Raw genomic sequence first — 13855 nt, forward strand, 5'->3', positions numbered from 1 at the left:
TTAAAATAGAAAAGATATAGAAAATATAGACCCAGTAATGAAAGGATTTTTTACATGAAAAAGATTTTGGTCCTGGCAGAAAAACCTTCTGTCGGTAGAGATATTGCCAGAGTACTTCAATGTACGAAAAGTGGAAATGGATTCTTGGAAGGGAATGATTATATCGTCACTTGGGCTCTTGGACACCTGGTGACCCTTGCAGAACCTGAAAGCTATGACGATCGATATAAATCATGGAAGCTCGAGGATCTTCCCATGCTCCCACCGTCCCTTAATCTTGTCGTGATTAAGAAAACAGGGAAACAATTCAGCACGGTCAAAGCGCAAATGAACCGTCCTGATGTAAAAGAGATCGTCATTGCCACCGATGCTGGTCGTGAAGGGGAGCTTGTCGCCCGTTGGATCATTGAAAAAGCCCGGGTGAATAAGCCGCTAAAACGGTTATGGATTTCATCTGTCACCGATAAGGCCATCAAGGATGGATTCAAAAGACTGAAAGATGCGAAAAGCTTCGAAAATTTATATGCTGCCGCCGAGGCACGATCCGAAGCTGATTGGTACGTGGGGATGAATGCAACAAGAGCCTTGACCACCAAGCACAATGCCCAATTGTCTTGCGGACGTGTACAAACACCGACGATAAGTATCATTGCGCAGCGAGAGGAGGAAATAAAGAATTTCACCCCCAGACCTTTTTACGGAATACAAGCAGTGACGGATAAAGGGACCTTTGTGTGGTCCAACAGGAAAAACAATGATACGAAAACGTTCTCCAAAGAAGAAATCACTTCAATCATGGAGTCATTAAAAGACAGGAAGGAAATCGTCATTCAGTCTGTGAAGAAAACATTGAAGAAAAATGTTGCACCTTCCCTTTATGATTTGACTGAATTACAAAGAGATGCCCATAAGATCTTTGGATTTTCTGCTAAAGAAACGCTTTCTATCATGCAGAAATTGTATGAGCAGCATAAATTGGTGACGTATCCAAGGACAGATAGTAAACATTTATCAAGTGATATGGTTTCAACACTCAAGGACAGATTGAAAGCGGTGAACGTTCAACCTTACCGAAAGGTGGCCCACAGGGCGTTACAGGGCTCGGTGCAATTGTCAAAAGCTTATGTAGATGATCAAAAGGTGACAGATCACCATGCGATCATCCCTACGGAAGAAACACCTTTTATTCAGAAGCTGCAGGACAGGGAAATAAAAATATATGATTTGATCGTCAAGCGTTTCCTAGCCGTATTCCTTCCTCCCTATCAGTACGAACAAACGACTGTAGATGCCTCAATCGGGTCAGAAACATTTCAAACAAAAGGGAAGCGGATTGTAGACTCCGGATGGAAAGAACTCTATGATCACAACACAGAAGCGGACCAACTTCTTTCCAGAATGGAAGAGGGGACTGCCTATCCGGTTCTGTCAATTAAAGAAACGGAAGGACAAACCAATCCTCCAGGAAGATTTAATGAGGGAACACTGTTGTCTGCCATGGAGAACCCTAAGAAGTTCATGAAAGAAAGCAATAAAGACCTGCTCGCTACAATTTCTGAGGCAGGCGGCCTTGGAACTGTCGCAACTAGGGCAGATATTATTGAAAAACTCTTCAATTCAGGGGTAATAGAGTCAAAAGGAAAAGATATTCATATAACTTCCAAAGGGAAGCAACTATTGGAACTTGCACCTCTGGATCTCAGGTCACCTACCTTGACAGCGGTGTGGGAGCAAAAGCTTGAAAAAATCGCCAACGGCTCCCTGAAAAAGCAGGAATTTCTGAAAGAAATCAAGGATTATACGAAGAAGTCCGTCAGTGAAATTAAACATTCAACTCAAAAATTCACCCATGATAACCTGACAGGTACCAAATGTCCGGACTGTGGGAATTTAATGTTGGAAATTAAGAATAAGCATGGAAAGAAACTGGTTTGCCAAGACAGGGAATGTGGTCACCGGAAAAATATCAGCAAGAAAACGAATGCCCGGTGTCCGAATTGCCATAAACGCCTGGACTTAAGAGGAGAAGGGGAAGGCCAGACATTCACTTGTGTTTGTGGACATAGAGAAAAATTATCGACATTCAATGATAGAAGAAAAAAAGAAAAGAATAGTAAAGCGACAAAAAGGGATGTTAATAAATATTTAAAAACACAGCAGACGGAAGAGCCGGTCAATACAGCATTAGCTGATGCATTGGCAAAATTAAAATTAGATCAGTAGCCATTCCTGGGGATGAGTGCCTATTTTGGCAATCATCCCTATCTTTTATCATAATTAATTGGTAGAATATTTGTAATTATGAAAAAACGAGGTGAAATCAGTGATATCCTTTACAATTGAAGAGTTTTTCGAGGCAATCGAAACGGGCGATAAAGCGGTAGTCGAACAAACGTTAAGAAATGATACAAATCTTTGTAATGCAGAGAATGAACAAGGTTTAACCGCACTCGGGGTGGCGTCGCATTTTGATCAAAAGGAAATTGTGGAGATTCTCTTGAATTTTGGTGCAGACATCAATTCCGTTTCGAATTCAAAGGTATCCTACATTCCATCCAACACAGCATTACATGCAGGAATTGCCGGTAAAGCGTCAAAAGAATTAGTGGAATTCCTGCTCGATCAGGGAGCGAATGTAAATCAGAGTGATTCATCCGGCCATACACCATTACATATTGCTGCATTCGATGGTTCTGCTGAGATTGTGTCATTGTTACTGGCTTATGGAGACGATCGAGCCAACCAATCAGAAGATACCCAATCTCCTTTGGAGATCGCTACTGAACGAAATAATAAGGATTTCTTGAAGGCTCACGAGAAATTTGTTAAAACGAAAATATAGAATACGATGAGGCGCATTCCAAAGTGGGGGTGCGTTTTTTGCTATATTGAAAAAATTTTTTATAAGTTGTACACGGTTTCATTGTTAGTTTGATAAGCTTTATCTGAATCTACTTATGATTGTATATTCTGAAAAAATAATGTTTTTAGAAAATTCTGTTGTTATTTGTCGTTTTTCGTATTAGAATAAACGTTAATTTCAAATAGTGAAGGGAGGACATCGTGATGCTCACATTTCTTGCATCCATCTGTATTCTGGTAGTTGGTTATTTCTTTTATTCGAAGGTGGTAGAAAAGATTTTCGGGGTGGATGATTCCAATATCACACCTGCATATGCAAAAAAAGACGGCTTGGATTATATGCCCATGAGCTGGTGGAAAGCAAGTCTCGTACAACTCTTGAACATTGCGGGATTGGGTCCGATCTTCGGTGCGATCCTGGGTGCTTTATACGGTCCCGTCGCATTTCTGTGGATTGTGATAGGAACATTGTTCGCTGGAGCCGTACATGATTATTTTTCCGGGATGCTTTCTCTCAGACATAATGGGGCACAGTTCCCGACAATCGTAGGGAAATATTTAGGGAAACCCGTTCAGTCCGTCATGAACATTTTGTCCATCGTGTTAATGATCCTGGTAGCGGCAGCCTTTACATCTGGCCCGGCGCAACTTATGGCAGAGGTGACGCCACTTAACTTTATGACGTCTCTGGTTATGATCTTTACATATTTTCTGATTGCAACAGTTTTACCGATCAATAAAATCATCGGTAGGATTTATCCGATTTTCGGTGCGATACTTATATTTATGGCGGTGGCAATCGGAATCGGATTATTCTTCTTTGAACACCCGGTCCCGAATTTAACATTTGAGAACATGCATCCAGGCGACCTGCCTTTATGGCCTCTCTTAATGGTCACCGTGTCATGCGGAGCCATTTCCGGCTTCCACTCCACTCAAAGTCCGATCTTGGCCAGGACTCTGAAACGGGAGAGCGAAGGTCGGAAAGTATTTTATGGGGCGATGGTTGCTGAAGGAATCATAGCGCTTATCTGGGCTGCTGCAGGGATGGCATTCTTTAATGGAACAGCCGGTTTGCAAGAAGCACTCGCTTCAGGAGGACCTGCAGGGGTGGTTAATGAGATCAGCAAAACGACACTTGGGACTCTCGGCGGGATACTGGCCGTCCTTGGTGTCATCATACTCCCGGTGACGACAGGGGATACCGCCCTCAGATCGTCACGTATGATGCTCTCAGATTTACTGAGCGATTTTAGGAAGAAAGAAATGAAAGGGAAATGGCTTCCAGGGTTACTCGTCATCCCTGTTGCAGTACCTACTTTCCTGCTGACCCAAATCGATTATACTTTTCTTTGGAGATATGTGGGCTGGTCGAATCAAGTAGTTGCGACGGTCATGCTTTGGACCGCTTCCATCTATTTATTGCAGAAAGCAAGATTTCACTGGATTTGCAGCCTTCCTGCACTGTTTATGACTGGAGTGGTAGGTTCGTATATTTTTTATGCACCTGAAGGGTTCGGTCTTTCCTATTCAACCTCCATGGTTCTTGGTGCCATCATCTGGTTAGCCGTATTGATCTGGTTTATTGGACAAGTAGTTAAGTACAGACCGGAAAGACAGCAGTCACTGAAAATGAAATCAGTCAATTCATACCGTTAATCGAAGAAACAGCCTTTTCATTTGAGAAGGCTGTTTTTTTGTACGTGCTTAAAACCGTGTGAATTCTTTTTTTCATAAAAGAAGGAAAAAGGAAGAATTGTGAACTTTGTCGATTGAAAACTGAATTTTTATAAGATTTAAATAAATTATTCTACAAATTTCGCAGAGTACGTATGATACCTTATGAGAAACGGACAAGAGTGCTCAAACATTAATGACAATACATAATGACAAATGATGAGGGTATTTCGTTTTACAAAACGTGTAATGCAATCTTTTTTCGTACGGGTTAAAATTAAGTGAAAATAATAAAAATTCAGAATTCATTTAAAGGCAGTGAATTCTAGTAAGTGTTCACATATGAAACTATAACAATGAAAGCGCTTACTATTTTATAAAAAATCTTAATGTAATGGGGGAATTGGAATGTCAGATTTGGTTACAATCGGACTCATTCAGGCTTCTCATGATGTGGACGGGAATGAAACAGTGGACGTCCATAAAAAGAATGCAATCAAAAAGCATGTGGAACTAGTGAGGGATGCAGCGAAAAAAGGTGCTCAAATCATATGCTTGCAGGAGATATTCTATGGGCCGTACTTTTGTTCAGAGCAAAATCCTAAATGGTATGACTCTGCAGAAGAAATTCCGAATGGTCCGACTACAAAACAATTCCAGGAGTTGGCCAAAGAGCTGAGTGTGGTCATCGTCCTGCCGATCTATGAGAGGGAAGGAATAGCAACCTACTATAATACGGCAGCTGTCATCGACGCAGATGGAACATACTTGGGCAAATATCGAAAGCAGCATATCCCTCACGTGGGTGTCGGGGAGGAAGGATACGGGTTCTGGGAGAAATATTATTTCAAACCTGGAAACCTCGGGTATCCGGTATTTGATACGGCTTATGCCAAGGTAGGGGTCTACATTTGTTATGACAGGCATTTCCCTGAAGGAGCACGTTTATTAGGGTTGAAGGGGGCAGAAATTGTCTTTAATCCGTCAGCGACCGTAGCGGGTCTTTCCGAATACTTATGGAAACTTGAACAACCTGCGCATGCAGTGGCAAATGGGTACTATTTGGGAGCAATCAATCGTGTCGGATATGAAGGTCCCTGGAATATGGGTGAATTCTACGGTCAGTCCTATCTCGTCGATCCGAGAGGGAGCTTTGTTTCAGTTGGAAGCAGGGATCAGGATGAAGTGATCATCGGGGAAATGAATAAAAAGTTATTAAGGGAAGTAAGGGACACGTGGCAGTTTTACCGTGACAGGAGACCCGAAACCTATAACGATATGACGGCGTTACTTCCTTAACCAAGCTGGAACGATAAGGAGTGCTCCATCATTTTGATTCATTAATCGGAAATGAAGAGGGGGAAGTCAGTTTGTCTAACACACTTTCATTACTCAATCTCGAGAAGAATTTTCAGGAAACCCATAAGGGATTAACGGGTAGGGAGGCATTGGAGGAAGCGAATCGATGTTTGTACTGTTATGATGCACCTTGTATTCAAGCCTGCCCGACAAGCATCGATATACCATCATTTATCAAAAAGATTGCCTCAGGGAATTTAAAGGGTTCCGCTAAGACAATCATGTCTGCCAATCCCGTTGGGGCGAGCTGCTCAAGGGTCTGTCCGATAGAGGAGCTATGTGAAGGAGCATGCGTACTTAATTCTTCAACCAAACCCATTATGATCGGCGATCTTCAGCGCTATGCAACAGATTGGGCAAGACATAATGACACTGTGCTCTTTGAAGCGGGAGAGCCTAACGGAAAGAAAGTCGGAATCATCGGAGGGGGACCGGCAGGGCTTTCTGCAGCAAGGGAACTTGCGCGATTTGGATATGATGTAACGATTTATGAGGCTGAAAACGAAGCGGGGGGCTTAAATACTTATGGCATCGTTTCGTTCCGCCTTCCTCAGAGCATTTCTTATTGGGAAGTGGAACAGGTAAAGAAACTGAATGTAAAGATCCGTACAAGTGTAAAAGTGGGTCAGGATATTTCTGCCGAGGAAATCCTAATGAACCATGACTTTGTCATCCTGGCTGCAGGAATGTCAAGTGTACCGGACTTACGGATTGAAGGAGAAGAACTGCTAGGCGTGCATGATGCCATCGAGTTTGTGAAAACCACCAAAAGCGGCAAGTTGAATGACGAGTACATCGGTAAAAAAGTAGTGGTGATCGGTGCAGGAAACACAGCCATTGATGGAGCCACATGCTCCATTCGACTAGGTGCAGAAAATGTGAAAATATTATACCGGCGTACTCAAGAAGAAATGACAGCTTATGATTTCGAATACGAATTTGCCAAGCAGGAAGGTGTGGAATTTCGTTGGTTGACGGCACCCCAAAGAATCATCGGAAATGAAAAAGGAGAGGTTACAGGGATTGAATGTATCAAGATGGAGCTTGGTGAACAAGGGACTGATGGAAGAAGGCGCCCCATTCCAGTTAACGGATCCGAATTCATTTTGCCCGTTGACGTCGTCATTAAAGCCATAGGACAGACCCGTCATCTTACACTCATTGAACAATTCGGGTTGGACCACTCTGAAGGAGTGGTGAAGGTTGATCCCGGTACTTTTCAAACGTCGAATCCTACGATTTTTGCCTGTGGGGACATTGTATTCGGTAAAGGTATCGGGGAGGCGATGGTTGTTACGGCAGCAGAGCAAGGGAAGCAGGCAGCATACCATTTACATGAGATCTGTTCGACAGTAAAAATGAATTAAAACTGTTAAAGAGGGGGGAATTCCATGGCGAATTTAAGCATAGATTTAGCGGGGATCAAATCACCTAATCCATTTTGGTTGGCATCTGCTCCGCCAACGAACTCAGGGTATCAGGTTCAAAGGGCTTTCGAGGCTGGTTGGGGAGGTGCGGTTTGGAAAACGTTGGGTGAACCTATCATAAATGTTTCTTCCAGGTTCGCAGCCGTAAGCTTTAACGGCCAGAGGGTAGCGGGTTTCAACAATATCGAACTGATTACGGATCGTCCATTGGAAGTGAACTTAAAAGAGATATATGAAACCAAGAAGAGATTCCCGAATCATGCCATCATTGCTTCACTAATGGTGGAGCCGAAGCAGGAAAAGTGGCATGAAATCGTCAAAAAAGTGGAGGATGTAGGCGTTGATGGATTGGAACTGAATTTCGGATGTCCCCATGGGATGGCTGAACGCGGGATGGGGTCGGCCTCCGGTCAAGTACCTGAGCTGGTCGAGAAGCAAACTCATTGGGCAAAGGAAGTGGCCAGGACACCGGTCATTGTTAAACTGACACCCAATATAACAGATATCACCGTGACAGCCGAAGCAGCCGTCCGAGGCGGAGCGGATGCTGTCAGTATGATCAATACGATCAATAGTCTTGCGGGAGTGGATCTGGACTCTTGGAACACCATTCCTCATGTAGCCGGTAAGGGAGCTCACGGTGGCTATTGCGGGCCTGCAGTGAAACCTATTTCCTTGAACATGGTGGCAGAATGTGCCAGGAATCCGAGGATCAATGTCCCGATTTCAGGCATGGGGGGAGTGTCGAACTGGCAGGACGCCGTTGAGTTCATGCTCATGGGTGCTTCCGGGGTGCAAGTATGCACAGCTGCCATGCACCACGGTTTCAGGATTGTCGAGGATATGCTGGATGGATTGAGTAATTATTTAGATGAAAAAGGAATATCAAGCGTTCAGGAGATCGTCGGGAAGTCAGTGCCTAGATTTTCCGATTGGGGTAATCTGGATCTGAATTATAGCGTAGTTGCCCAGATCAATAATGACGTATGCATCAATTGTAATAAGTGTCACATTGCATGTGAAGATACATCTCATCAGTGTATTGATATGCTGAAGGATCCTGATGGAAATAGCTATCTAAAGGTGCGGGAGGAAGATTGTGTCGGATGTAACCTATGCTCGATTGTCTGTCCGGTTGATGGTGCCATAGACATGATTGAAGTTCCGAGTGGTCAGATGCCGATGACCTGGAACCAACGTCAAGCAGTCATGAGTAACCTGTCGGGCTCTAAAGTAAATGCAGTAAAATAACCCAGGAGGTACCGTAATGGAAAAGATCATTCAAAATGGAACGATTGTCACAGCAACCGATACGTATAAAGCAGATATCTTGATACAAGACGGAAAGATTGCAACGATTGGAAAAGGGTTTGATCCAGGAGAGGCTGAAGTGATCGATGCAAGTGGGAAATTCATTTTTCCAGGAGGTGTCGATCCCCATACACATCTGGAAATGCCATTTGGTGGCACGGTTTCAAAGGATGACTTTGAAACGGGAACAATCGCCGCTGCATTTGGTGGGACAACGACCCTCATAGATTTCTGTTTAACGAATAAAGGAGAAACTCTTCAAAGTGCCATCGATACATGGCATGCAAAATCAAAGGATAAAGCCGTTATCGATTATAGCTTCCACCTGATGATCGGGGAGATCAATCAAGAGGTACTCTCTCAGCTGCCTGATGTCATACAGCAGGAAGGCATCACCTCGTTCAAAGTGTTTATGGCGTACAAAAATGTATTTCAGGCAGATGATGAAACCCTATTCAGAACACTGGTTGCTGCAAGGGAACTCGGGGGACTCGTCATGGTTCACGCAGAGAATGGAGATGTCATTGAGTACTTAACCGAGAAGGCATTAGATGAAGGGAAAACGGAACCGATTTATCATGCTTTGACGAGACCTCCTGAACTTGAAGGGGAAGCTACCGGCAGAGCAGCTAAATTAACGGGATTAGCCGATTCCCAATTATATGTTGTTCATGTTTCGTGCTCGGAGGCTGTGGAACAGATTTCAGCGGCGAGGAGTAAAGGGTTGAATGTATGGGGGGAGACATGTCCACAATACCTTGTACTTGACCAAACCTATTTAGAGCGCCCCAACTTTGAAGGGGCCAAATACGTATGGTCACCTCCACTCAGGGAAAAGTGGCATCAGGACGTTTTATGGAATGCATTGAAAAGCGGGCAGCTCCAAACATTGGGATCTGATCAATGTTCTTTTGATTTCCAGGGACAGAAGGATCTAGGAAAAGAAGATTTCACTAAAATTCCGAATGGCGGACCGATCATTGAGGACCGTGTATCCATATTATTCTCAGAAGGGGTGGAAAAAGGACGCATAAACTTGAATCAGTTTGTAGATATCATGTCAACAAGGAGTGCCAAATTGTTTGGATTGTATCCTCAGAAAGGGACCGTTGCCGTTGGATCGGATGCAGATATCGTCATCTTTGATCCGGATGCAGAAAGAGTCATCTCTGCTGCGACCCATCATATGGCAGCAGATTATAACCCGTTTGAAGGCATGAAAATCAAAGGCGAACCGGTTTCTGTATTATCCAGGGGTGAATATGTCATCAAAGATAAAAAGTTTGTAGGAAAGCAGGGTACCGGCAAATATATTAAGAGAGCGAAATACGGTGACCTGCTGGTAAATGAAGAGAGTGCAGCACTTCAATCCTCTAAGAGCTGAAAACCATATAGATAAACATCCATCCTAATCCTAGAACGACTCCTCGCGAGACGGGTGCAGGGACTGCGCCCGCTCGCCTCTCTTGTTAAGAAGATTGGTAAAGCCATTCGAAGCAAACAAAGTGGGGTGTTCATGTTGAAAAGAAGTTACTTAAAGTCTCCTGATCTATTGCCTATCAAAGAAAGTGAAAGGAAAGTTACAAAGCTTGGCTATTCCTTTATGTGGGTGGGGATGGTCGTCGTACTTGCAACCTTCGCAATTGGTGGGGCAGGCGTCGTATCGTTACCATTACCCCTTGTTGTTTTAGCCACCATCATAGGATCCCTTGCCATTGGATTATTTATTACCTTAACAGGCGATATAGGGATCGAACATGGTTTATCCTTCCCTGTATACATGAGAGCGCCCTTCGGAACGATCGGGACGCATATTCCATCCGTGGTTCGAGGGCTGGCTGCTTCCATGTGGTTCGGAATCAACACATACTTCGGGGCTACCGCGATGAACGGAATTCTTAATATATTATCAGGTTTTGATAACTGGTTTGTTTGCTTCATGATTTTTGCGATTCTTCAATTGGTGAATACGGCACTTGGAATTAAAGCTGTGGAACGTTTTGCGGACCTTGCCGCTCCAGTCATCATTCTCATCTCAGTATGGATGTATTCATCATTATCAGACTCCGCAGCCTCCCAGGGAAGAGATATCTGGAGCTGGGTTGAAAGTCCGGTGACGGGGGCAGCCACATTCACTGCTTTCCTTGTTGTGATTTTTAGTAATATGGGATTTTGGGCCACACTTTCAGCAGATATTCCTTCCATTTCACGCTTCATGAAGGCTCCAAGCAATGAAAGGAATTGGTTCAAGAGAAATCGGAGTGCACTCATAGGTAATCTTATAGCCCTTCCGATTACACAAGCATTTATGGTATTAATCGGCGGTATTTCGTATATAGCCGTACTGAATTATGATCCTGTAGTTGCCCTGCAGGAGGCGGCAAGCGGATTTGTTTTAGGTGTCCTGCTCCTGATGATCGTCCTGGCACAATGGTCTACTAATATTGCGGCTAATATAGTACCTGCAGCCACCATTTTTTCAAATGTAGGGGGACCCAAATTTCCTTTTTGGGCTGGAGTGTTAACAGCCGGGGTCGTGGGGACGATAGTCCAGCCATGGAACCTTTTCGATATCATCATTCCCGTTCTGCTGTTTGTAGGGGGGATATTATCCGCCATCGTCGGAATATTGATATCAGATTACTATTTTATAAGAAAACGCCGGGTCAATGTCCCCGCATTATATGAAGACAGGGGACAATTCAGCTATATGAAAGGTATCAATCTTGCTGGCTTCATATCATGGATCCTTGGGGCAGTCGCTTCATATTTCGTTCCTAACTTCTCGTTTCTGGTTGGATTTGGTATAGGAGCCCTCTGCTATTACGTTTTGGCTAAGTATTGGTGGTTCAAGAAGTATGAGCAGGCAGAACTTTCCGATCCCAGTGATGAGAAGTATCTGGGAATGTCCGTAGGCCGTGATTGGATCATTGAAGAAGCAGAGGAAAACGTTATCGAAAAATCCCCAACAGGTACAAGTTTATCTTGAATGGGCGAAAGTGGTACCAAATAGGATGATGAAAGGGTGTCGAAATGTCCGATTATCAAGAGTTCTTAAGCGAAAGAGACAAGATAGATTTTCTTCTGCAAAAGGGTTTTAAAATAGAAAAGGTCACTGAAAATCTCAGTGGGGCTTTTGTTGTATTTAAACATACTGAAAATAAGAGAAGCGCCACTTTGCATGTAAAAACGGCGAATGCACGAAAGTATTTTTCAAATCTATTATTTCAAGCACAACATTGAAAGGGGGCCGAGCGGCATGAGGGATCTGCCCGCAGACAAAGAGTTGACGGTTGCCCCCGGAAATATGCAAACGACGGATGAATTAATACATTGGGTATTATCCGTCTTGTCTTCTAATCACTTGACTGACGAACAATTAGTGAAGTGGTGGGGGGAGGAGATACAGTTTGCAATCCCCCATACCGAAGAGGAGTGAAGGATTGGTTCTACCAATCCTTTTTCTCCATTTACTACGCCAAACAAAAAGGGAGAGAAGGATGAAAAGTCATTTCTATTTTTCAGTGAAAGATATCCTGGAAAGAAAGTACTTTGAACACGCTAAGGTGATGGCTGGACACAGAGGTCTCTCCAGACAAGTAAAATGGGTACACATTGTCGAAGTCACTTCTATTAAAAATCTTCTTAACGGGAATGAATTGATTCTTTCAACTGGTCTTGCCTTGAAGGAGGAAGGGAGTTTCCTATCATTGATTCAACAGTTGGGAGCTTGTGATGCAGCGGCCCTTTGTATCGAACTTGATACGAATATCTCTACCATACCAGCAGCTGTATTGGAATGGGCGGATGAATTTGATTTTCCCATCATTGTTTTCGAAAAAGAAGTCCCGTTTGTCAGTATCACCCAGGATATACACGCCGTAATCATCAATCAGCAATATGAGATGATCAAGAAACTTGATTTCTATGCTCAAAACCTGAATAAATTGCTGTTGTCAGTCAAGCACTGCAGGGATATCCTTCAAGTATTACATAAAGAATTGAATGTACCGGTACTTTTTCAATTGAAAGAACAAGATGTTAAGGTTCATCCCTTAATGTGTTCGTCTGAAGAAGAGCTCTTCCTGCAAAACTATTATAAAAGCAAAGACAGTAAAGATCATCACGTTGCTTCAACGAAGGTCATCCTATTTGATCAGGAGTATGCAGAGCTTTGCATCTGCAGGTACAATCATCCGTTTAGTGAATATGAGCTGCTCATACTTGACCGGACATCCACCGCCCTTGCTCAATATTGGATGAGGGAATTGTATTTTGATGAACAAAAACGCTTGGAAGAATCAAAGTGGATCATGTCCTGGTTAAAAGGAGATCAATCATACGAGGGACTTGCCGCTTTCATGGATGACCTAAACGTATCGATTCATGGTGGTGTCGTATGTATTTGCAAGATGAATACACTGGCTGATAAAGAAATGCTTGACTTAACCTTCTTCAATCTAGTAACAAAAAGCATATTTGAACAATATGGATTCAAAGTGGTGCCCGAAAGGATCGATCATGATTTAGTCTTTATTCTCCTTGATACCCGGAGAACCGGTGATTGGAAGGCACGATTGATCAGTGCTTATGAAAAGATTTTAAAATCAGGATTTTTCAGAAAGTCGTCAGGTGCCATATTTGCCACAGGTAAATATCAGCTCGAGATGATGGATATTCATAGAAGCTATGAAACGGCGAAAGATACCCTTGCGTTTCGAACGAAAGTCGATGGAGGAGACCAATATTGTTTCTTTGATGACCTTCATTTATTTAGATTGATTTCAATCGTCAACGAGAATGTGAACATGTGGGAAATGATAGAAGAATTTCTTTCCCCGTTAATAAAATACGACAGGGACCACGATGGGGATTTATTGAAAACACTTAAAGTTTTCCTGTCTTGTCAGGGGTCAAAGCAAGAAACCTCCAAAAAATTATTTATCGTGAGACAAACACTCTATCATCGACTGAAGAAAATAGAAGATATGCTTGGCGAGGATTTCATGAGATCGGATAAACGGGTGACCATCGAATTTCTATTGGCGGCTCATGAATATTTGCAGCCTCAAAGTTTATTGAAGAAGGCAAAGATACATTAGAGGCAGCTTTCAGATAAAGTGTCAAACGTGACTCCCGGGTTATGTTACACAATGTCTAATGAATGACCTGACGTTTTCTTTCATAATGAAACTATCGAGTATACAGAAATTTCTGAA

The 13855-nt window shown here is 43.2% G+C and carries 11 protein-coding genes; all 11 read left to right on the plus strand.

Annotation, left to right across the window (positions count from 1 at the left end; all coding sequences use genetic code 11):
• The first annotated feature begins 54 nt into the window (after window positions 1–54).
• A complete protein-coding gene (locus tag P8596_RS10615; protein WP_279726770.1) occupies window positions 55–2223 on the plus strand; it encodes a DNA topoisomerase III in 2169 nt (722 codons plus the stop codon).
• 100 nt (window positions 2224–2323) lie between these two features.
• Window positions 2324–2842, plus strand: a complete 519-nt coding sequence (locus tag P8596_RS10620; RefSeq protein ID WP_279726771.1) for an ankyrin repeat domain-containing protein — start codon at window positions 2324–2326, stop codon at window positions 2840–2842.
• A 224-nt stretch (window positions 2843–3066) separates the two neighbouring features.
• Entirely contained in the window at window positions 3067–4521 is a 1455-nt protein-coding gene (locus P8596_RS10625) for a carbon starvation CstA family protein (protein ID WP_279726987.1), read from the plus strand.
• A gap of 426 nt (window positions 4522–4947) precedes the next feature.
• A complete protein-coding gene (locus P8596_RS10630; protein WP_034759979.1) occupies window positions 4948–5838 on the plus strand; it encodes a nitrilase-related carbon-nitrogen hydrolase in 891 nt (296 codons plus the stop codon).
• A 71-nt stretch (window positions 5839–5909) separates the two neighbouring features.
• Window positions 5910–7265 (plus strand): NAD(P)-dependent oxidoreductase, encoded by a 1356-nt coding sequence (locus tag P8596_RS10635; RefSeq protein WP_279726773.1) that lies wholly within the window; start codon window positions 5910–5912, stop codon window positions 7263–7265.
• 24 nt (window positions 7266–7289) lie between these two features.
• Entirely contained in the window at window positions 7290–8576 is a 1287-nt protein-coding gene (gene preA, locus P8596_RS10640; RefSeq protein WP_224520192.1) for an NAD-dependent dihydropyrimidine dehydrogenase subunit PreA, read from the plus strand.
• A gap of 16 nt (window positions 8577–8592) precedes the next feature.
• On the plus strand, window positions 8593–10020 hold the full coding sequence (gene hydA, locus P8596_RS10645; RefSeq protein WP_279726774.1) for a dihydropyrimidinase: 1428 nt from the start codon (window positions 8593–8595) through the stop codon (window positions 10018–10020).
• Window positions 10021–10152: 132 nt separating this feature from the next.
• A complete protein-coding gene (locus P8596_RS10650) occupies window positions 10153–11625 on the plus strand; it encodes an NCS1 family transporter (protein ID WP_034759968.1) in 1473 nt (490 codons plus the stop codon).
• 44 nt (window positions 11626–11669) lie between these two features.
• On the plus strand, window positions 11670–11879 hold the full coding sequence (locus P8596_RS10655; protein WP_034759965.1) for a hypothetical protein: 210 nt from the start codon (window positions 11670–11672) through the stop codon (window positions 11877–11879).
• Window positions 11880–11895: 16 nt separating this feature from the next.
• Complete coding sequence (locus P8596_RS10660; RefSeq protein WP_224520190.1) at window positions 11896–12075, plus strand: hypothetical protein; 180 nt, start codon at window positions 11896–11898, stop codon at window positions 12073–12075.
• A gap of 61 nt (window positions 12076–12136) precedes the next feature.
• Window positions 12137–13738: a PucR family transcriptional regulator gene (locus P8596_RS10665; RefSeq protein ID WP_254651386.1), complete on the plus strand. Its 1602-nt coding sequence runs from the start codon at window positions 12137–12139 to the stop codon at window positions 13736–13738.
• The last annotated feature ends 117 nt before the right edge of the window (window positions 13739–13855 follow it).

The organism is Rossellomorea sp. DA94 (assembly GCF_029834455.1).
GTDB lineage: Bacteria > Bacillota > Bacilli > Bacillales > Bacillaceae_B > Rossellomorea > Rossellomorea vietnamensis.